The 20,868-nt window shown below is 62.0% G+C and carries 19 protein-coding genes; 4 read left to right on the forward strand and 15 right to left on the reverse strand.

Annotated elements, in window-relative coordinates; genetic code table 11:
* Positions 1-98 precede the first annotated feature (98 nt).
* The 4 genes from KL786_RS13850 to KL786_RS13865 all read right to left on the reverse strand — a co-directional run bounded on the left by KL786_RS13850 (position 99) and on the right by KL786_RS13865 (position 7,638).
* Positions 99-2,324, reverse strand: a complete 2,226-nt coding sequence (locus KL786_RS13850; protein WP_215517962.1) for a glycoside hydrolase — start codon at positions 2,322-2,324, stop codon at positions 99-101.
* 105 nt (positions 2,325-2,429) lie between these two features.
* Complete coding sequence (locus KL786_RS13855; protein WP_215517963.1) at positions 2,430-5,471, reverse strand: efflux RND transporter permease subunit; 3,042 nt, start codon at positions 5,469-5,471, stop codon at positions 2,430-2,432.
* Positions 5,468-6,538: an efflux RND transporter periplasmic adaptor subunit gene (locus KL786_RS13860; RefSeq protein ID WP_215517964.1), complete on the reverse strand. Its 1,071-nt coding sequence runs from the start codon at positions 6,536-6,538 to the stop codon at positions 5,468-5,470. The genes KL786_RS13855 and KL786_RS13860 overlap by 4 nt, the downstream gene beginning before the upstream one ends.
* A complete protein-coding gene (locus KL786_RS13865) occupies positions 6,535-7,638 on the reverse strand; it encodes an efflux RND transporter periplasmic adaptor subunit (protein ID WP_215517965.1) in 1,104 nt (367 codons plus the stop codon). Before KL786_RS13865 ends, KL786_RS13860 begins: the two co-directional genes overlap by 4 nt.
* 164 nt (positions 7,639-7,802) lie before the next feature.
* Here KL786_RS13865 and KL786_RS13870 point away from each other — a divergent pair, with 164 nt between their 5' ends.
* Positions 7,803-8,963: an AAA family ATPase gene (locus KL786_RS13870; protein WP_215517966.1), complete on the forward strand. Its 1,161-nt coding sequence runs from the start codon at positions 7,803-7,805 to the stop codon at positions 8,961-8,963.
* A gap of 109 nt (positions 8,964-9,072) precedes the next feature.
* Here the strand turns inward: KL786_RS13870 and KL786_RS13875 are convergent, their stop codons facing one another.
* The 11 genes from KL786_RS13875 to KL786_RS13925 all read right to left on the reverse strand — a co-directional run bounded on the left by KL786_RS13875 (position 9,073) and on the right by KL786_RS13925 (position 18,456).
* Positions 9,073-9,939 (reverse strand): transporter substrate-binding domain-containing protein, encoded by an 867-nt coding sequence (locus tag KL786_RS13875; RefSeq protein WP_215517967.1) that lies wholly within the window; start codon positions 9,937-9,939, stop codon positions 9,073-9,075.
* Positions 9,936-10,712 carry an amino acid ABC transporter ATP-binding protein gene (locus KL786_RS13880; RefSeq protein ID WP_215517968.1) on the reverse strand — a complete coding sequence of 259 codons (777 nt, stop codon included), beginning with the start codon at positions 10,710-10,712 and terminating at the stop codon, positions 9,936-9,938. The genes KL786_RS13875 and KL786_RS13880 overlap by 4 nt, the downstream gene beginning before the upstream one ends.
* Positions 10,709-11,368, reverse strand: coding sequence for an amino acid ABC transporter permease (locus KL786_RS13885; RefSeq protein WP_065944467.1), 660 nt, complete (start codon positions 11,366-11,368; stop codon positions 10,709-10,711). The genes KL786_RS13880 and KL786_RS13885 overlap by 4 nt, the downstream gene beginning before the upstream one ends.
* On the reverse strand, positions 11,349-12,014 hold the full coding sequence (locus KL786_RS13890) for an amino acid ABC transporter permease (protein ID WP_032856556.1): 666 nt from the start codon (positions 12,012-12,014) through the stop codon (positions 11,349-11,351). Before KL786_RS13890 ends, KL786_RS13885 begins: the two co-directional genes overlap by 20 nt.
* Before the next feature lie 571 nt (positions 12,015-12,585).
* The gene (locus KL786_RS13895; protein WP_215517969.1) at positions 12,586-13,368 is read right to left on the reverse strand and encodes a MetQ/NlpA family ABC transporter substrate-binding protein; all 783 of its coding nucleotides are present in this window, start codon (positions 13,366-13,368) and stop codon (positions 12,586-12,588) included.
* A 151-nt stretch (positions 13,369-13,519) separates the two neighbouring features.
* Complete coding sequence (locus tag KL786_RS13900; protein ID WP_032856554.1) at positions 13,520-14,446, reverse strand: sigma 54-interacting transcriptional regulator; 927 nt, start codon at positions 14,444-14,446, stop codon at positions 13,520-13,522.
* Between the two features lie 51 nt (positions 14,447-14,497).
* Positions 14,498-15,079: an alpha/beta hydrolase gene (locus KL786_RS13905; RefSeq protein WP_032856553.1), complete on the reverse strand. Its 582-nt coding sequence runs from the start codon at positions 15,077-15,079 to the stop codon at positions 14,498-14,500.
* A 313-nt stretch (positions 15,080-15,392) separates the two neighbouring features.
* Positions 15,393-15,794, reverse strand: a complete 402-nt coding sequence (locus KL786_RS13910) for an ExbD/TolR family protein (RefSeq protein WP_215517970.1) — start codon at positions 15,792-15,794, stop codon at positions 15,393-15,395.
* Position 15,795: 1 nt separating this feature from the next.
* Entirely contained in the window at positions 15,796-16,521 is a 726-nt protein-coding gene (locus tag KL786_RS13915) for a MotA/TolQ/ExbB proton channel family protein (RefSeq protein WP_169953930.1), read from the reverse strand.
* A gap of 42 nt (positions 16,522-16,563) precedes the next feature.
* Complete coding sequence (locus KL786_RS13920) at positions 16,564-17,364, reverse strand: energy transducer TonB (protein WP_215517971.1); 801 nt, start codon at positions 17,362-17,364, stop codon at positions 16,564-16,566.
* 240 nt (positions 17,365-17,604) lie between these two features.
* Complete coding sequence (locus KL786_RS13925; RefSeq protein WP_215517972.1) at positions 17,605-18,456, reverse strand: LysR family transcriptional regulator; 852 nt, start codon at positions 18,454-18,456, stop codon at positions 17,605-17,607.
* Between the two features lie 172 nt (positions 18,457-18,628).
* Here KL786_RS13925 and KL786_RS13930 point away from each other — a divergent pair, with 172 nt between their 5' ends.
* Genes KL786_RS13930 through KL786_RS13940 form a run of 3 tightly spaced genes read left to right on the forward strand, consistent with a single transcriptional unit; the run spans position 18,629 to position 20,848 of the window.
* Positions 18,629-19,225, forward strand: coding sequence for an ankyrin repeat domain-containing protein (locus KL786_RS13930; protein WP_252193728.1), 597 nt, complete (start codon positions 18,629-18,631; stop codon positions 19,223-19,225).
* Entirely contained in the window at positions 19,222-19,689 is a 468-nt protein-coding gene (locus tag KL786_RS13935) for a nucleoside deaminase (protein ID WP_215517974.1), read from the forward strand. Before KL786_RS13930 ends, KL786_RS13935 begins: the two co-directional genes overlap by 4 nt.
* Entirely contained in the window at positions 19,676-20,848 is a 1,173-nt protein-coding gene (locus KL786_RS13940; RefSeq protein ID WP_215517975.1) for a CynX/NimT family MFS transporter, read from the forward strand. The genes KL786_RS13935 and KL786_RS13940 overlap by 14 nt, the downstream gene beginning before the upstream one ends.
* The last annotated feature ends 20 nt before the right edge of the window (positions 20,849-20,868 follow it).

Consider the following 20,868-nt stretch of genomic DNA (forward strand, 5'->3'; position numbering starts at 1 on the left):
TCATGTGAACACCCCAAGAAATTGGATTGGTGTCCAACTTCTTGGGGGCAGTCCAAAATGTGGGAGCGGGCTTGCCCGCGATGGACTCACAGGCGCCGCTAATCCACCTGATACACCACCGGCTCTGCCCCCACCACCAACGCCGTCACACTGCGCCCCGCATACCCCTCCCTCTGCTCACTCGCAAAATTGGCCACCAACCGCGTGCCATCGGTAAAGGTCGTCTGCTGCAGCAGCCGGTCGCCGCTCAGCCAGCGAAAATCTGTCAGTGCCTGGGTCGCCAGACGCTCATGCAACGGCCGGAAGAACCCATCCTGACGCTGGATCATTGGCAAGCGCTGTTTCAACGTAGCAGCGCTCAAGTGATAGAGCGGCGGTACGTTGTAGAGCAGTTGGGTCAGTTCGTTTTCCGCCTGCACATTGCTCAGTTTAAGGCTATCGAACAGCCAGTGATGGGTGGTGATGACCGAGCCATGGAACACCGCCTGATATAGCGGCAGGCGCATCGCCGGGGCAAAGTACACAGTGCGTAGCGGCTCTTTGAGTGGCACGCGCTTGAAGAATACCGCTGGCTGTTCCGGTGGGTACCAGGCCCCCACGTAGTAAGGCGATTGTTTATCCTGGGTCATCTCGCGGTCGCCCCAGCCCATGACCGGCGTCTGCATGCCATGGGCGAACAGCACGCCTCGGGCGGTGGTGGCGTTGCCGTCTTCGGAACCCACCGGCAACTGGAGGTGGTTGGCGATCCAGCGCGCCGCGTCGACATTACCCTCGGCGTTCTGCGCCTGGGTCATGCCCAGCACTGAGCGATAGCTGTCAAACAGCATGCCGGTGGCGTAGGCATCGAGAAACCAGGCATTGAACCCGGCCTTGGCCTGCACCGCCGCCACCCGTGCTTGCAGCAGCGGGCGCACGCAGCGTGGGTCGGTGTAGTGCCCGGACTTCTGGAAGCCGGTCTTGAGCTGGCCATTCTTCAACATGATCGCGCAGTCACGGTAGGCACGGCTGCCCAGGTGCGCGGTGGTCCAGTCAGGGTTTTCCGTATCTGCCAGTGCGGTCTCGTAGGAGTCGTAAGGCGCCATCAAGTACCCGGCCTCGACCCCCTTGCGCACCACCTCCGGGTGCCAGAGCCCGCCCTCCCAGCCTTCACCCAGGGTCAGCAGCAGGCGTTGCAGGCCGCTGTCCTGCAGGGTTTTTATCGTCGCAGCGGACAACGTGCTACCCCAGGTTTCGGGGGTGACACTCAAGGCGCCAGAGAACGCCAGCGCCAGTTGCCGGCGGACAGTGCCATAGCCTTCGGCAAGCGCGTGCATGTCGGGCTCGGTCCTGGCTTGCCAGCCCTGGCGCGCCTTTTTGTTAAGCGCCGCGTTGAGTCCTCGCAGCAGCACGGCTTGCTGGTAGCGATCCAGAAACGGCTGTCTGGCTTGCACCACCTGCGCCGCTTCGGCATCCAGCAGGCCATTGAGTTGCGCGCCCAACCCATCCGGTGCGCGCAGCAATGCGCGTAACTGCACCCAGTCGCGTACATCGCCAAGGCCAAGCAAGTCATTGCCCCACAGGTACACATGGCTCGCGCCCAACAGTTTTTCGCCGGCAGGTAGGCGTTGTAGCTTTTCTGCCAGCGGCTCGTACAGCTCCTGTTCCACCAGCCACTGGCGATAGCGCTTGGCACCGGCCAGCAAGTCGGCCTCGCCCAGGTTCAGGCGCAGGCTCATGGGCGCGGCTGGGTCCAGTGCGGTGAACTCATGGCGCACCGACAACCCCAGGCGCTGCCCCTCGGCCTGCCACTGCAAGCGATTGTTGTACGGGTTGGTCAGCAGCCAGTTGAGGGTAAACGTGCCATGGTCGACGCCCCATAACGGCAGGCTGAGGTCCTGAGTGCTGTTCACATCGCCATATTCAAGCAGGAAGTCTTGCCACAGGCGATTGCCGGCGGGGATGTAATGCCCTTCGGCGAGCGGCCAGATCAAGCCCTTGCCCATGGCACTGGCCGGTTGCCGGAGGATTTCCAGCTCAGCGGCCTCGCGGGCGGTGACGGTGAGGATCAGGTCGCGCTGATCCAGGGTGGCACTCAGGCGATAGGCCCCGTTATCCCATTGCCAATTGGCCTGTCGGCTGGACTGTTGCAACTGGCTGACCCCATGGGCCGCCACGCCACTGGAGGCCTGCACCGGCTCGCCGCCAGCAGGGGTGACGCGCACGGCCAGGGTCGCCGGGTCGAGCTCAATGCGCCATAGGGCGTTTTCCAGCACGGTACCGGCAGCCGCCAGGGGCGAGAGCAACAGCATGCAAACCATCAAGGTATGGCGCAAATAACGAGGCATGGCAAAGACCTTCACACAAGTGAAAGCCAAGAGGGTAAAACAATTGGTTACCCGAAAAGCAACCCATTAAGACTTTGAGACGTTTCCCACGGCCCCCACCGGCGCCTACACAGGCTCGCGGATTTTGTACCAGGCCACATACAGCGCCGGCAAAAACAGCAACGTCAGCAAGGTGGCGATGATGATGCCGCCGATCATCGCGTAGGCCATCGGCCCCCAGAACACTTCCCGGGCGATGGGGATCATGCCCAGGCTGGCCGCCGCCGCCGTCAGCAGGATCGGCCGGCGCCGATGCTCGGTGGCCTGCACCACGGCATCCCACGGTGTGTAGCCCTCCGACTCGTAGGCATCGATCTGCGTCACCAAAATCACCGAGTTGCGGATGATGATGCCGATCAGCGCAAGGATCCCCAGGATCGCCACAAAGCCCATGGGCGTACCCGTGGGAATCAGCGCCAGGACCACGCCGATCAGCCCCAGCGGAGCCACGCTGGCGACCAGGAACATCTTCTGCACACTGTGCAACTGGATCATCAGGAAGGTCGCCATCAAAAACAGCATCAACGGCACCACGCTGGCAATCGGGCCCTGGGCCTTGCCGCTTTCTTCCACGGTACCGCCGGTTGCGACCTTGTAGCCCACCGGCAACGCGGCGCTGAACTTGTCGATTTCAGGCTTGAGCTGCTTGACCAGGTCGGTCGGCTGCATCTCGTCGCGCACGGCGGCCTTGATGGTGATGGTTGGCTTGCGATCGCGCCGCCACACCAGCGGTTGCTCCAACTCGTAGCGCACGGTGGCAAAGGCCAACAGCGGGATCGAGGTACCGCTCGGCGTGACAATCTGCAGGTTCTGCAAGGTTTCCGGGGTACCGCGTTCGGCGTCTTCGGCGCGGCCGACCACGTTGATCAAGTAGATATCGTCGTGCACCTGGGTCACGGACGAGCCGCTGACCACGCTGTTCATCAACTGCGCCACATCTTCGGACGACAGCCCGAGCTGGCGCGCCTTGTCCTGGGCGATATCGACCCGCAGCACTTTGCCCGGCTCGTTCCAGTCGTAGATGATCTCGCCCAGGTGGCTGTTTTTATCCAGTAGTGTCGCCAGTTCGATGGCGTGTTTGCGCACCTGGTCGATGTCCTTGCCCGATACCCGGTACTGGATCGGGCGCCCGACCGGCGGGCCCATTTCCAAGGGTTGGACAAAACTGCCGACGCCCACGAAGTCATCACGCAAACGTTTTTGCAGGCGCTCGATCAACGCGCCGCGCTCTTCCAGGCCTTTGCTGACGATCACCAACTGCGCGTAGTACGGGTTCTCCAGTTGCTGGTCCAGGGGCAGGTAGAAACGGATCGCACCCTGGCCGATGTAGGTGCTCCAGCGTGCGATGTCCGGGTCGTCCTTGATGATCGCTTCAAGCCGGTCCACCGCCTTGCGGGTTTCATTGATCGAGGCATTTTGCGGCAGGTTGAGGTCGACGAGGATTTCCGGGCGATCGGACGACGGAAAAAACTGGTTCTGCACAAACTGCATGGAAAACACCGACGCCACGAACAGCAGCACCGTGAGGCCGATCGCCCACCAGCGATTGCGCATGGCCCACAACATGCCGCCATTGAAGGCCCGGCCAATACGCCCCGGCTCTTCATTGTGCGGTTTGACCTTGCTGCTGAGGATATGCACGCCAATCACCGGCGCAAACAACACGGCCACCACCCACGACACCAGCATCGCCACCGCAATCACCGCAAACAGGGTGAAGGTGTATTCGCCAGCCGAGCTGGCGTTGAGGCCAATAGGCACAAACCCGGCCACGGTCACCAGGGTGCCGGTGAGCATCGGGAACGCGGTGGAGGTGTAGGCGTAGGTCGCAGCCTGCTCCAGGGTCTCGCCTTTTTCCAGGCGGGTGATCATCATTTCCACGGTGATCATCGCGTCGTCCACCAGCAAACCAAGGGCGATGATCAACGCGCCCAGTGACACCCGCTGCATGGTGATGCCGCTGTACTCCATAAACACAAACACCAGCGCCAGCACCAGCGGGATCGAGCATGCCACCACCAACCCGGCACGCAGGCCGAGGCTGATAAAGCTCACCACCAGCACGATGATCACCGCTTCGAACAGCGCACTGGTGAAGCCGCCGACCGCTTCTTCCACCACTTCGGCCTGGTCCGACACCTTGTGTACGCCAATGCCCACCGGCAGGTCGGCCGTCAGCTCGTCCATGCGCTGGTGCAGCGCCTTACCAAATTCCTGGATGTTGCCGCCCTTCTGCATGGCGATGGCCAGGCCGATGGCTTGCTGACCGTTGAAACGAAACATCGGTCGCGCCGGATCCACATAGCCACGGCTGATATCAGCGATATCCGCCAACCGATAGAAACGATCATTGAGCCGCAGATTGACGTCGGCCAGATCCTTTTCCGAGGCGAATTGCCCCGAGGTACGCACCGAAATCCGCTCCGGCCCGGCCTCGATCACCCCGGCCGGGGTCACCGCGTTCTGCGATTGCAGGCTCTGCACCACCTGGCGCTGGTCGATCCCCAGGGCGGCCAGTTTGCGCGTGGAAAAATTCAGGTAAATCACTTCGTCCTGCTGGCCGATCATCTCGACCTTGCCCAACCCCGGCACAGCCCGGATCTCGGCGCGCACCTGCTCGACGTAATCGCGCAACTGGCGCATCGACATGCCGTCGGCGGTAAAGGCATACACCGAGCCAAACACGTCACCGAACTCGTCATTGAACGACGGCCCCTGCAAGCCCTGGGGGAAGGTGCCACGGATATCGTCGATCTTCTTGCGTACCTGGTACCAGATCTCGGGGATCGCCTTGGCGCTGGTGGTGTCCTTGAGGAACACGAAGACCGTGGATTCACCGGGCCGGGTGTAGCTTTTCACGTAATCAAGAGAGTCCAGCTCTTCGAGCTTTTTCTCGATGCGGTCGGTGACCTGCTTGAGGGTTTCTTCCTGGGTCGCGCCCGGCCAGCGGGTCTGGATCACCATGGTCTTGATGGTGAAGGACGGATCTTCTTCACGCCCCAGATTCATGTAGGAAAACACGCCCATCAGCAGCGCGACGAACATCAGGTACCAGACGAAGGACTGATGCTTGAGTGCCCAGTCGGATAAGTTGAAGCTCCCTTTCATCGCGGGCTGTCCTCGTCGGTTTTGACTTTTTGTCCGGGCTTGAGGCTGTTGATGCCGGCGCTGACCACGCGCTCGCCAGGCTGCACCCCGCCGTTGAGCACCACATGGCTGGCATCGCGACTGACCAGGGTCACCTCACGGGGCTGCACGCTCTGTTGTTGCGTATCGATGACCCAGATGCGGGTCTTGCCTTCGACATCCTGCACCGCGCTGGCAGGCAGTTCGATGCGCGGGGCGATGGCCGAGCTCAGGGTCACGCTGATCGCCGTGCCCAAGCGGAATGCCGCGGGCGTCTGGGCCAGGGTCAGGCGTGCGCGACGGGTGCGGGTTGCGCTTTGCGCCTGGGGCTCGATCTCGCGCACGGTGGCGGTGGTGTTGATGCTGGGGTCCAACTGGCTGGCCACCACAAACACTACGTCGACCGGCAGGCGTTCGGCGAGGCCGGCGGGCAGGTCGATCACCGCTTCCTTGATATCCGGGCGGGCCAGCGTCACCACTTGTTGGCCGGCACTCACCACTTGGCCGGCTTCGGCATTCCAGGCCGTGACGATGCCGCCGTGGTCGGTGCGTAACTCGGCGTAGTTGAGCTGATCCCTGGCCTGGTCCACCGACGCCTTGGCCTGGTCGAGGGAGGCCTGGGTGGTTTTCAGATCAGTCTGGGCAACGTCCAGTTGTGCCTGGGCGCCAACACCACGGTTGAACAACTCCTGCTGGCGACGCGCATTGGCCTGGGCATTGATAAATTGCGCCTGGATTCGTGCCAGGTCGCCCTGGGCGGCGCGCAACTGGTTCTGCTGGTCAGTGGGGTCGAGCACTGCCAACAAGGCGCCTTTTTCGACTTCGGCGCCCACATCGACCGCGCGCCGCGCAATGCGCCCTGGCACCCGGAAGCCCAGGTTGCTTTCATAGCGCGCCTGGATACTGCCGGCGAAGCGCCCGAGGTGTGCCTGGTCTTCGGCTTTCACCTCGACCCAAAGCACCGGGCGCACAGGCTCCGGCGCCGGCTCTTCCTTGGAACAGGCGATCAGCAACAGGCTGCCGGCAAGGACCAGCGTCAGGCGCTTCATGGCTGCACGCCCTTGGCCTGGGCCTGATCCGGCGCCTGGGCGATCTCCACCAACATGCCTGGGTGCAGCAATTGCCCACCGGCCACCACGACTTTTTCGCCGCCCTTGAGGCCATCGTTGATGATCACCTTGCCGGTCAGGTAACGCGCGACAGTGACCTTGTGCAGTTGCGCCTTGCCGTCACCATCCACCAACCAAACGGCGGGCTCGCTGAGATCCTTGGTCAGTGCCGCCCAAGGCAATTCGATACTGGCCTTGGCTTGCCCGTTGGCGGTGGCGCTGACCACCGAGCCCAGTTGCATGCCCTTGGGCAAGGCATCCAGGGCGATCTTCACCTGCACCGTGCCGCTGTTGGCCGCAACGGCCGGAGTCACCTCACGCACCCGGCCCACGGCCTTGATGCTCGGGTTATCCAACAGGCTGACGGTGATCGGCGCATCCGGCGGTGGCTCGGCCAGCAGCGATTCGTAGACGTTGAACACCGCGTCACGCTCGCCGTCGCGGGCCAGGCTGAAAATCGGCACGGTGGCCTGCACCACCTGGCCGACTTCGGCCTGGCGCGCGGTAATCACCCCCGGTGCCTCGGCGATCAATGCGGTGTAGCCCAGTTGTTCGCGGGCATTGGCCAGTTGAGCCTGCGCGGCGGCCAGGGCACTTTGACTGCTACGCAGCGCGGCCTGGGCGGCGTCGTATTCGCTGCGGCTGGTGTAGCCCTTGGGCAGGAGTTTTTCCTGGCGCACAAAAGCCGCCGCCGTCTGTTTGACCCGCGCCTGTTCCGCCACCACCTGGGCCTGGGCGGAATCGACATTGGTCTGCAAATCCTTGGGATCGAGCCTGGCCAGCACTTGCCGGGCCGTCACGCGGTCGCCGACATCGACCATGCGCTGGATAATCTTGCCACCGACGCGAAATGACAAATCGGTCTGCACCCGCGCCTGGATATCCCCGGTGAGGGTCACCGCCGCCGCAAAATCGGTGGGCTGCACGGTTTGCACAAACACCCTGGAATGGGCCTTGGCTTCAGGTTTTTCCTGGCCACAGCCGCTCAGCAATGCCAGCAGGGCAACGCCACAAATAACGGTTGAAGTGGGACCGCCCATGCAGACTCCTTTTGCGTGATACCGACGTGCCAGTGTGTATGCGACTGTGAGCTTAGTTCAGGGTTCCGCCTTCGCCTATGTGAATTACGTGGCGTCGGTTGATCGCCGGCAAGCCGGCTCCCACAGGGTAAGATGGCGGTCCATGTCGGCCGGGAACGCCCTTGATGCTGAAAACCTTAGCGGTGGCCAATTACCGCTCGATCAATAAATTGGTGGTACCGCTGGATCGGCTGAACCTGATCACCGGCCCCAATGGCAGCGGCAAATCCAACCTGTACCGCGCCTTGCGTCTGTTGGCGGAAACCGCCCAGGGCGGTGTGATCAATGCCCTGGCCCGCGAAGGTGGGCTGGATTCAACCTTCTGGGCCGGCCCAGAAAATATCAGCCGACGCATGCTCAATGGCGAAGTCGCCGTGCAACTGAGCGTACGCAGTGGCGCCAAGCGCCTGCGCCTGGGGTTTGCCGGGGAGGATTTCAGCTACGCGATCTCCCTGGGTTTGCCAGAACCCAGCGAGTCATATTTTTCCCTGGATCCCGAGATCAAGAAAGAATGCATCTGGGCCGGCCATGTCTACCGCCCGGCAAGCCTGTTGGTGCAGCGCTCCGGGCCGATGGTCCGTGCCCGTGCCGGCCGCGCCTGGGATGTACTGGCCCAGCACACGCCCAACTACCACAGCCTGTTTGATCAAGTCGGCAGCCTGCGCGGCTCGCCGGAGGTGCTGATGCTGCGCGAAAGCATTCGCGGTTGGCGCTTTTATGATCACTTTCGCAGCGACGCCGATGCGCCGGTACGCCAGCCGCAACTGGGCACCCGTACACCGGTCCTGCATCACGACGGCCGTGACCTGGCGGCGGCGTTGCAGACCATCCGCGAAATCGGCGATCCCGAAGCCTTGCAACAGGCAGTGAGTGATGCGTTTCCTGGCGCGCGGTTGCATATCGAGCCATTGCAGGGCGGGCGTTTCGCCATTGAGTTCTATCAGGAAGGCTTGCTGCGCCCACTGTCAGCGGCGGAGCTTTCGGACGGCACCTTGCGCTACCTGCTGCTGATCGCCGCACTGCTGACGCCGCGCCCGCCAACGATGATGGTGCTCAACGAGCCGGAAACCAGCCTGCACCCGGATCTGCTGCCGGCCTTGGCGCGCCTGATTATCCAGGCATCCAAGCACTGCCAGGTGTGGGTGGTGTCCCATGCCAGCCGCTTGATCGCAGCGTTGCAGCAGGATGAGGGGTGCAATTCGATTGTGCTGGAGAAGGTGCTAGGGCAGACGCAGATTGTGGGGCAGCGGGTGCTGGATGAGCCGGCTTGGCATTGGCCGAGTTAGACGGCGCCTGTACTGCCATCATCGCGAGCAAGCCCGCTCCCACATTTGGAATGCATTCTCCTGTGGGAGCTGGCTTGCCTGCGATAGCGGTGGAGCATTCAGTACAGGATCAACCCTGCCACTTACCGCCTTCAACAATCACACTCTCAGGCTTGGTGTCATCGCTCAGTTCTTTACGCACGTACTGGTCATACAGCTTGAGCAAGAACTTCTCTTCACCCAACTTCGCCAACTCGGCATTCACCCAGTCGCGCAGTTCGATATTGCCCTTCTTCACCGCCGGCGCAATCGGCGCTTCATCGCCCAGTTTTTCTTCAAGCACGCGGTAGCCCGGGTTCTGCTTGGCCCAGCTGAACAGCACCAGGTTGTCCTGGGCATAGGCATCGCCACGCCCGGCCGACAGCGCTTGCAGCGACTCGGAGTTTTTTTCGAACTTGAGCAGTTTCCAGTCCGGGTGGTTCTTGGTCAGCCAGATATCGGCCGTGGTGCCGGTGGTGACGATGGTGGTGCGGGTCGCCAGGTCGTCGAGGCTTTTCACCGTGCTGTCGTTAGGCACCAGGGCCTGGACCGCGACTTTCAGGTTGGGGTTGGTGAATTCCACCGCTTCCTTGCGCTCCGGGGTCACGGTCATGTTGGCGAGGATCAGGTCGACCTTGTCGCTCTGCAGGAACGGGATGCGACTGGCCGGCTCCACGGCGACGAACTCGACCTTGTTCTCGTCGCCCAGCAGGTCCTTGGCAAACTGGCGGCCGATATCGGTATCAAAACCCACGTAGCGCCCGGCTTCATCGACAAAGCCAAACGGCGGCTTATCGGTAAATACGCCGACGATCAGCTTGTCGCGGGCCTTGATCTTGTCGATGTAGCTCACCGCCGCCGGCGCGGAAGCGGCGGGTTTGGCCGGTTCTTCGGTTTTGTTGCAGCCGGCCAGTAAGGCGAGGCCGAGCAGCGGCAGTAACAACTTGGCAGTTTTCATGACAGCTCCAGTTCCTTGATTTTCTTGGGCAGTGTTGAAACAAAGGAGAACTTCTCCAGGAACTGCTGCGCGCGTGCGGTCTGCGGGTTCGTAAAGAATGCCTCGGGGGTGTTGTGTTCGAGGATGCGGCCGGCCTCCATAAACACCACGCGGTCAGCGACGGCGCGGGCGAAGGCCATTTCATGGGTGACGATCAGCAGGGTCATGCCATCGCGCGCCAGGTCCTGGATCACCTCCAGCACTTTCTTGACCATTTCCGGGTCAAGGGCGGCGGTGACTTCATCAAACAGCATGACCTGGGGGTTCATGCACAACGAGCGGACGATGGCGATGCGTTGCTGCTGACCACCGGACAACTGGCGCGGGAACGCATCGCGCTTGTCGGCGAGCCCTACCCGCTCCAGCAGTTTTTCCGCCTGCTCACGGGCTTCGCGGGGTTCGCGTTTTTGCACTTTCAGCGGGCCCAGCAGGATGTTGTCGAGCACGCTCATATGGGGGAACAGGTGATAACTCTGGAACACCATGCCCACGTCCTGGCGCACCTGGCGCCAGTCGGTGTGTTTATCCAGCAGCTCTTTGCCGGCAAACCGCAGGCTGCCGCTGTGGGCCACTTCCAGGCCATTGAGGCAGCGCAGCAAGGTGCTTTTACCGCAGCCGCTGGGGCCGAGGATCACCACCACTTCGCCGCTTTGCACACTCAGGTCGATGCCGTTGAGCACCTGCTGTTCGCCAAAGAACTTGTTGAAACCCTGGAACTCGATCAATGCGCTCATGCTTGGGCCCAGCGCCGTTCCAGCACCTTGGAGGCGGCCGACAACGGGTAGCAGATAAAGAAGAAAAACAGGAACAGCGCGCCGTAGATCAACACCGACTCATAGGTGCGCTCGATGATTTGCTGGCCGACCTTGATCACGTCCACCACACCGATCAGCACCGCCAGGGAACTGGTCTTGATGATCCGCGTGTAGACGTTGATGGTCGGCGGCGTCATGCGCTTGAGCGCCTGGGGCAACAGCACATAGCCGTAGAGTTGTGGCGCCGACAAACCTATCGACAGGCCCGCCTCCCGCTGCCCGCGCGGCAGCGAATGCAAGGCGCCGCGCACCACTTCGCCCACTTCACTGGCGCCCCACAGCGACAGCACCAGCACCGCGCACCAGAAACTGGGGATGCTCAGGCCGGTGAAAATCGGCAGGCCAAAGAACAGCAGATACAGCCACACCAGCACCGGAATCGCGCGGAACAACTCCAGGTAAATACGCAGCAGCAGGTTGATCGCGCGCACATTCAAGGTGCGCAGCACCCCATACAACACCCCGCCAACCGTGCTGAAGGCGATGCTCAAAAAGGAAATCGACAGGGTTTGCGCGGCCCCCTTGCCCAGTTGCGGCAACGACACCCACAACAACTCAAGACCCGAACTGGCCATGCTGGAGCCTCCTTTCCAGGCGGCTGAGCAACAGCGACAGCGGCAAGAACAACAGCACGCAAATCAGCGTGAGCACGGCGAGCATTTCGTAAGTCTTGTAGTAGAGGGCGATGTAGCTTTTGGTGGTGTAGAGAATCTCCGGCACTGCCACTGCCGAGACCACCGTGGTCTCCTTGAGCAGGAAAATGAAATTGGCAAACAGCGCCGGCAGGCTGAGGATCCCGGCCTGGGGCAGGATCACATGGCGCAGCAGTTGCCAGTCGGACAGGCCGATGGACTTGCCCGACTCGATCTGCGCCAGCGGCACCGCTTCCACCCCGGCACGCAGCACTTCAGTGAGGTAGGCACCGCCGAGGAAGGTCATGGTGATGATCGCCGCCCAGAACCCGGAGATATTGAAGCCCAGGGCCGGCAAGGCGAAGTACACGAAGAACAGCTGGATCAGCAGCGGCGTGTTACGCGCCAACTCCACGTACAGCGCCACCAGGCGCGACAGGTACGGGGTGCGAAACACCAGCAAGGCCGAGTTGATCAGCGCCACCAGCAGCGAGGTGGCAATGGCGATCAAGCCCACTTGCAAGGTCACCCCCACGGCCTTGAGAAACGCCGGCAGGGTGCTGAGGATAAAGGCGTAATCGAAGGTCATTTCTAGTCCTGGGCGCCGCAGGGGTAATGCGGCGTAAACGCAGTCCGATTCGACGTGGGTAACGTCGGGAAGCGCTGACTTTAAAGGTATAAAAAATAAAATTTAAATACCGAAATAGCATATTGATATCGCCCAAAAAACTAACCTGTGGGTTCGCCGGGTTGGCAGATGACAGCTATGGTTCTGGGGCGTGTAGGAAGGGTCTATTTTTCAGCGCTGAACGACAGGGATGGACAGCGCATGGCCAGACTGAGGGCCATTTAACCAGCGAGGGAATGACAGATGAGCGAGGCGAAACCGATTGATCCGCAGGAATTGGTGAAGTGGTTGGTGGCGTTGCGCCGGGCGATCAACAGCCGGGATTAACAGGCATAACACCCACCCATGTGGGAGCGGGCTTGTGTGGGAGCCGGGCTTGCCCGCGATAGCATCACCTCTGTGTCACTGACACACCGAGGTGCCTGCATCACGGGCAAGCCCAGCTCCCACAATTTTGACCATCATTGCCCAATAAAAAACGCCGACGCTGTATCAGCCGTCGGCGTTCAAACCTTGAAGGGGGTTTGCTCAATCAGAACGCCGGCACCACCGCACCTTTGTACTTCTGCTCGATGAAGGCTTTGACTTCAGGGCTGGTCAGGGCCTTGGACAGTTTCTGGATGGCGACGCTGTCCTTGTTGTCTGGACGGGCTACCAGGAAGTTCACGTACGGCGAATCGGACGACTCAATGATCAGCGCGTCAGTGGCCGGGTTCAGGCCGGCTTCCAGGGCGTAGTTGGTGTTGATCAGGTCCAGGTCAACCTGGTCCAGGACGCGCGGCAGCAGGGCCGATTCCAACTCCTTGAACTTCAGGTTCTTCGGGTTGCTGGCGATGTCTTTTGGCGTGGACAGGGCATTGGTCGGGTCTTTGAGGGTGATCACACCGGCCTTCTGCAGCAGCAACAGGGCACGGCCGCTGTTGGAGCCTTCGTTGGGAATGGCAACAGTGGCGCCATCTTTCAGGTCTTCGATTTTCTTGATCTTTTTCGAGTAGCCGCCGAACGGTTCAACGTGCACGCCAACCACGGTGACCAGGTTGGTGCCCTTACCCTTGTTGAAGTTCTGCAGGTACGGCAGGGTCTGGAAGTAGTTGGCGTCCAGGCGCTTCTCGGCCACTTGCACGTTCGGCTGCACGTAGTCGGTGAAGACCTTGATTTCCAGGTCCACGCCTTCTTTGGCCAGGGTCGGCTTGATCAGCTCAAGGATCTCGGCGTGCGGCACCGGCGTGGCCGCGATCACCAGTTTTTCGTTGGCTTGAGCGATACCGGCAGTCAGGGCAGCCGCCAGTGCGGTGAACAACAGAACCTTTTTCATGCAGTGTCCTTAATCGAAAATCCGGGACGTCGGTGACGGCCACTTCTTATAGGGGAGTGCCAGCGATGTGCTATCGCGGCGTGAAAGTGACAATACCGATATTTTTTATTCCCGAACAATACCTTTTATTCACGTTGATATTCCATTTTGTTCATACAGAGCCTAATCCTTGAAACAGACGGGTCAACGCGATGCGCTCGACTTCGCTGCCGCTGCTCAGGATCTGACGCACCTGCTGCTCAATCTGTACCACCGAGGCCACCGGCAGGTTCAAATGCTCCGGCAAGATCTCATCGCCACTGCTGACCAGCAGTGCAAAGTGGATCACGTTCTCCAGTTCCCGCGTATTGCCCGGCCAGCTGTGCTGCTCCAGCACCTGCTGCGCGGCCTCGCTGATCAACGGCACCGGCAAGTCCAGGCGCTGGCTGTAGATGCCCAGGAAGTACTCGGCCAACGACAGGATGTCACCCACCCGCTCGCGCAGCGCCGGCAGCTCCAGTTGGCCTTCGCTGAGGTAATGGAACAGGCGCTCATGGAATTTACCCACGGCCACGGCCTGGGCCAGGTCGATGCTGGTGGCGGCAACCAGACGCACATCCACCGGGCTCGGTTGATGGGCGCCGACGCGGGTGACTTCGTGGTTTTCCAGGGCGGCGAGCAGCTTGATCTGGATCGGCAACGGCAAGTCGCCGATCTCATCGAGGTACAAGGTGCCGCCGTTGGCCGAGCCGAACCAGCCAGCCCGGCTGCTGGCGGCGCCGTTGTGGCTGCCGGCGGCATAGCCAAACAATTCGGCATCGGCATAAGTAGGGCTGATCGCGCCGCAGTTGACCGAAACAAATAGGCCGCTGCGGTCACTGCCGCGATGGATATGGCGCGCCAGCAATTCCTTGCCGCTACCGGTTTCGCCACGAATCAACACCGGCAAGGCTCGCGGGGCCAGGCTTTCGAGGTCTTCGCGCAGTTGCCTTGAACGGGGGTCGACAAACACCAGCGCCTTGGCGCGAATGCTCAGGGGGCTTTTTTCAGCGTCGGGGAAGGTCAGCAATGGCTGGCCAAAGGTTTCATGCAGGCTCATGGCAGGCTCCCGCCCCAATTCCACTCATAGGGACGGGGCGTTGAAAAAATATTAGGCGCGGCGCCGGGAGTGATGCTCCAGACGGTTTTGCAGACGATAGAGGTAGGCGAAACCCTGCTCCCAGCGCTGGTGGCCGGACTTCACGTTGATATGCCCGGCGCCTGCGAGAATCCCGGCTTCCGCCCCCCAGTTACGTGCCAGTTCCAGGGCCCGAGGGGCGCTGACTGCACTGTCGTTGTCGGAGCTGACGACCTGGCTGGGAAACGGCAACAGGTCGCGGGGAATCGGTGCAAAGTTGCGCAATGCCGGCGCACACGCGGGGCGCTCGACATCCGCCGGGGCCACCAGCAACGCACCGCGCACCTGGCGCAGGAACTGCAATGGCGCGCTGGCAGCCCAGTGCGCCACGGTGATGCAACCCAGGCTATGGGCGATAAGGATCACCGGAGTGCTGTCGGCCGCAATGGCTTCGGCCAAGGCCGCCACCCAATCTTCGCGGCGTGGGGTCAGCCAGTCGGCCTGCTCCACGCGAGCGCTGTTGGGCAGGCTGTTCTGCCAATGGGTTTGCCAATGATCTTCTGGCGATCCTTGCCAGCCCGGCACGATCAGGTAACGGATCAACTCGCTGTGCATGGGTGTGCCCTCCTGCAGCGTTTAACGTTGCTGACCAGTATAGGGACGGGGCATATATTCGTTAAGGAATAAGAAGCTATTTATTAATAACCAAAAACACAGCCACATCGATCAAATAATGCGGGAGCGGGCTTGCTCGCGAAAGCAGTGGGTCAGGCAACATCAATGTTTGCTGGGCCGACGTCTTCGCGAGCAAGCCCGCTCCCACATGAGCTCACTCCCATAATTTTTTGTGCCGTAACTTAAATCCCAGGCAAAAAAAAGGCCGCACCCTGCCAAGGAGACGGCCAAAAAATTGTCGAGGCTTTTGACACTAACGCGCTGTAATCACCGACAGCTTGGTAATCCCCGCTCGCTCAATCGACGCCATGGCCCGGGCCACTTCGCCATAATTCACGCCATCGTCAGCCTGCAGCTGTACCCGCACCTGCGGGTCCTTCGCCTTGGCGGCCTGCAGGTTGAATTCCAGCAGGTCCGGCTGGATTTCATCCTTGTTGATAAACACTTTGCCGGCGCCGTCGATGCTCACCACCAGCGGGTCTTTCTGCTCCACCGGGGCCACGGCTTCGGTCTTGGGCAGGTTGATCTGGATCGCATTGGTCAGCAGCGGGGCGGTGACGATAAACACCACCAGCAGTACCAGCATCACGTCCACCAGGGGCGTGACGTTGATCTCACTCAGTACCTCGTCGCTGTCTTGGGTGGAGAAGGCCATATCAGGACGCCTCCTTCACTTTTTGCGCGCTGCCCTGGGCGGCGTTTTTATGCAGCGCCGGGTGGACCAGCACGCGGAACGAATTTTTCTGCGCCAGGCTGTAGAAGTCATGGGCGAAATCATCCAGGTCGGCAGCGGTCAGCTTCAGGCGACGCAGGAAGTAGTTGTAGACCAGTACTGCCGGCACGGCGACGGCGATCCCCACACCGGTCGCGACCAACGCCGCGCCAATCGGGCCGGCCACGGTTTCGAGGCTGGCGGAGCCGGCGGCGCTGATGCCTTTCAACGCTTCCATGATCCCCCACACCGTGCCGAACAGACCAATAAACGGCGAAGTACTGCCGATGCTCGCGACCACCGCCAGGCCGGTTTCCAGGGAGCGCCGTTCACGCACGATCTGCTGGCGCAGGGCACGTTCCAGGCGATCCTGATGGTTGATCGCCTGGCTCAGGTCTGCGGCGTGCGGTGCATCACCCACCTGGATCGCGGCGTAACCGGCCTGGGCCACACGAGCGGCAGCGCCGGGGTGGGTTTCGCTCAGCTCGGCGGCCGAATCGAGACTCGACGCCGCCCAGAACTGTTTGTGGAACTTGCGATCCTGGGCCTTGAGGCGGCCGAACTGCACGCCCTTGAGCAGGGCCAGGCCCCAGGTGGCGACGGAAAAAACCACCAGCAGCCAGATCACCGCGCTTTCGATGGATTCAAGTGGAGATGCCAGTAACGTCATGATGTGGTCCTCGGTGTAAGCGATAAAGTGTCGAGCACAGGCTCAATGAATCTTGAAATCGATGGGCACGCTGACCCAGCCGTCTTGCGCCACGTCGCCCTGCTTGGCCGGGACGAAGCTCCAGCGCTTCACGGCGGTCAGTGCGGCGTCGTCGAGTTGCTGGCGACCGCTGCTCTTGTGCACCTGGATTTCACCGGGCTTGCCGCTGGCCAAGACATGCACCCGCAGCAACACCGTGCCTTCCCAACCACGGCGCTGGGCCAGTGAGGGATACTCGGGCGCCGGGTTCTTCAGGTACGCGGCGTTGGCCGAAGCTGGGGTTACCGGCGCTGGCGCAGGTGGTGCAGGCTTGGGCGCGGGCGGTGCAGGCACAGGCGGCGCAGGTGGCTGTTCGACCGGCTTGGGTTCGGGCTTGGGCACCGGTTTGGGCTTGGGCTTGGGCTTTGAAATCGGCTTGGGTGGCGCCGGCTTGGCCGCCAACTCATCCACCACAGGTGGCGGTGGTTCCACGACCGCAGGCGGCGGTACAGGCGGTGGCGGTTCCACCACCGGCGGCGCCGGCTGGGAAAACTCGATGGTCATCGGTGGAATTTCCGGCGGCACAATCGGCAGCACCGGCAGCGGTTTCTGGCTGACCCAATAGATCACCGCGCCATGCAGCGCCAGTGCCAGCAGGCCCAACAAAATGCCTTCACGCCGGCTCAAGATCCCCTTGGGGGTTTTCTGCAAACGCAACTGCCCCAAGGGCGCGCGGTGCGGCCGGCCAAGGTCGACCAACTCACCACTCGGTGCCTGGCGCCACTGCGCCTCATGTGCACTGGCGGCGGTCTGGACATTGCCCATTGATTAACTCCCTGCTTTCTTCAGCGAAAAAACCGACGGGCCTGCGGGGGCAACCGTCTAGAGCTGAATCATCGGGGGCAGACGCTTATCTCTTAAAGTAATCTTTAAAGTTATACATAGACCGAACGGGAATATTAAAAAACAACGGCACCTGCAAAGCCACGCCCCACGTGGCCTGGCGGCGAGAGGCAAAATCATGATGCCTTGCAGGCATGCAAAATATTCCTCAAGGGCATGGCCTTAGCGCGGGTTAGCCTCACATAAATCCCACAATTGACGCTGCAGGCTCTGCCCCGCCGCCCCCATGCCATTGCGCCCATACAGCGCCAACCGCACGCCCTGCACTGCGGGTAAACCGCTGTCGGCGCCGAGCACCACATGCCCGGCCTGCACCACCCGCTCCGGCAACAGGCTGATGCCCAACCCCGCCGCCACCGCCGAACACACACTGGCCAGGCTCGCACTGGAATAGCCAATGCGCCAGCGCCAGCCACCCACCTCCAGGTGCTGGAGCATTTCATTGCGGTACAGGCCGCCCACCGGGAACGCCACCAACGGCAATGGGTCGCGGCCCAGGGCCGGCATGCGGCGGCTGTCGACCCAGCACAATGGCTCCGGCCAGGAGGCCAGGCAGTCGTCGCTGTCGCCCATCTGCTTGACCAGCAACACATCGAACTCACCGCCGCGATACTGGCGCAGCAGCGCCGGCCCCAGGCCGCTGGTGACCTCCAGGCGCACCCGTGGATAGGCCACGACAAACGCCGAAAGCAACGGCATCAAGCGCTCGGCGGCGAAGTCTTCGGGCACGCCCAGGCGCAGTACGCCATCGCTCTGCTGGTTGATCAGCACGTCGGCGGCTTCTTCATTGAGCGCCAGGATGCGCCGCGCATAGGCCAGCAAGCGCTCACCCTCGACCGTCGCCACCACCCGGCGCTGGTCGCGGTCAAGCAACTGGCACCCGGTGCTGTCTTCCAGACGGCGGATCTGCTGGCTGACCGTGGATTGAGTCAGGTGCAACCGCTCGGCCGCACGAGTGAAGTTCGCGCAATCGACGACGGTGATAAAACTGCGCAACAGCACGGGATCGAACATGGGCATCACCATCGCATTAGCCACTGGTTGGCATGGTTATATTTAATTTCAGAATACCCCAGGCGGTGGCCATACTTCCCGCTCATTGCACTGAAACGAGGTTCTCATGGCATGGCGTATTCCTTTCAAAACGGCCGTTCTGACGCTGGGTTTGATAGTGGCAAGTAGCACTATGGCGGCCGAAAAAAGCCTGCTCGATGCCGTACGCGCCGGGCATTTGCCCCAGGTCGAGCAACTGCTGGCCAAGGGCGCCGATCGGGATGCCCGCGCCATCGACGGCAGCACCCCATTGTTGCTGGCCACCGAGGCCAATCGCGTCGATATCGCCCGTGTCCTGATCGAGGCCGGGGCCGACGTGAACCGCAAGAACCTGATGCAAGACAGCCCTTACCTGCTGGCCGGAGCCAGCGGCCACAACGAAATCCTGGCCATGACCCTGGCCCATGGCGCCGACCTCAAGAGCACCAATCGCTACGGCGGCACCGCCCTTATTCCGGCGTGTGAACGTGGGCACGTGCAAACTGTGCGCCTGTTGATCGATGCCGGCGTCGACGTCAACCATGTCAACCGCCTGGGCTGGACCGGCCTGATGGAGGCCATCGTGCTCTCGGACGGCGGGCCGCCGCACCAGCAGATCGTCGCCCTGTTGATCGCCGCGGGCGCCGACGTGAACCTGCCTGATCGCAACGGCGCCAGCCCGCTGCAACAGGCGCAAAAACGCGGCCAGGTTGCCATCGCCAAACTTCTGAAAGAAGCAGGTGCCCAATGAGCCCACAGCACGATCAAACCTGGCTGCAACGTGCCGTCGCCCTGGCGCAGGACAACGTGGCCCGCGGTGGACGGCCGTTTGGTGCAGTCCTGGTCAAGGACGGTGAAGTGCGGGTAGAAGCGGTCAACGAGATTCATCTCAGCCAGGACCCTACCGCCCACGCCGAGATGCTCGCCATTCGTACGGCCAGCCAAACCCTCGGCACCAACCTTGAAGGCTGCGTGATCTACGCCAGCGGCCAGCCGTGCCCGATGTGCCTGGGTGCAATGTACTTGTGTGGTGTGTCCCGCGTGGTGTTTGCCGCGAGCAATGAAATGGCGGCGCCTTTCGGTCTGTCGACTGCGGCGATTTACCAGCAAGTGGCGTTACCGCTGGCCGCGCAGAAACTGCCCGTACAGCACCTGCCACAAGCGGCAATGCAAACGCTTTATGCGCAATGGAAGGCTTTGCATGACGCTCAATAAATCCCTCGCCGGCTGGGGCCTGCTGGTGGTGCTGGGCCTGAACCTGCGGCCGATCCTCAGCTCAATCAGCCCATTGCTCGGGGAAATCCGCCTGGCCACCGGCCTGAGTTTCCAGAGCAGTGCCTTGCTCACCAGCCTGCCGGTGGTGTGCATGGGGTTGGTGGCGCTGGTGGGCATCCGGGTCGAAGCGCAGTTGGGCGAACGACGCGGGATCGCCCTGGGCTTGATGATGATTCTGCTGGCGTGCCTGGCGCGCTGGCTGCTGGCACAGGCGCCCGCATTGCTGGCCACGGCGCTGCTGGGCGGGGCTGGCGTGGCGCTGATCCAGGCGCTGGTGCCGGCGATGATCAAGCGTCAGTTTCACCAGCGGGTGCCGCTGGCGATGGGGGTGTATTCGGCCTCATTGATGGGTGGCGGTGGTTTGGCGGCGCTGCTCAGCCCGCTGGTCGCCAGCCATTTCCAGCACTGGCAGGCAGGCCTGGGCATCTGGCTGCTGCCAGCGCTCGGCGCTTTATTGCTGTGGGCATGGCTGCCGTTAGGCGCGGCGAAAAACCTACAGGTGACGGCGCCGCTCCAGGGCCTGCGCAATCGCCGCGCCTGGTTGCTGGCGCTGTATTTCGGCCTGGTGAACTGCGGGTATATGAGCATGGTGGCGTGGCTGCCGGCGTACTACCAGCAACTGGGTTGGGGCGTGCTGCCCAGCGGCTCGCTGCTGGCGTTCATGACGATTTTCCAGGTGATTGCCGCGCTGTTGATGCCGGCGCTAGCGCAACGCGGCATCGACCGCCGGCCCTTGCTGACCATCAGCTTGCTGGCTCAGACCGTGGGTTACCTCGGCCTGCTGTTGGCGCCGCTGCAATACCCACACCTGTGGGTGGCGCTGATCGGCTTCGGCCTGGGGGCGTGCTTTGCCCTGAGCCTGCTGCTGACCCTGGACCATCGCCGCGACCCGCGCGAAGCCGGGCAACTGGCGGCATTCGTACAAGGCGTGGGCTTCTTGATCAATGCCGTGTCGCCATGGATGACCGGCTGGCTGCGCGAACTCACCGGCAGTTTTGTCAGCGCCTGGGTGGTACTGACCGTGACGGTGATCGCAATGCTGGTGGTGACCCGGGTGTTCAGCCCGGCCACCTACCGCACCGCCGCAGTCCCCGGCTAGAAAGCGGCTTGCTCGCGAAA

Origin of the sequence: Pseudomonas sp. TAE6080 (assembly GCF_018732265.1) — a bacterium.
Lineage (GTDB): Bacteria > Pseudomonadota > Gammaproteobacteria > Pseudomonadales > Pseudomonadaceae > Aquipseudomonas > Aquipseudomonas brenneri.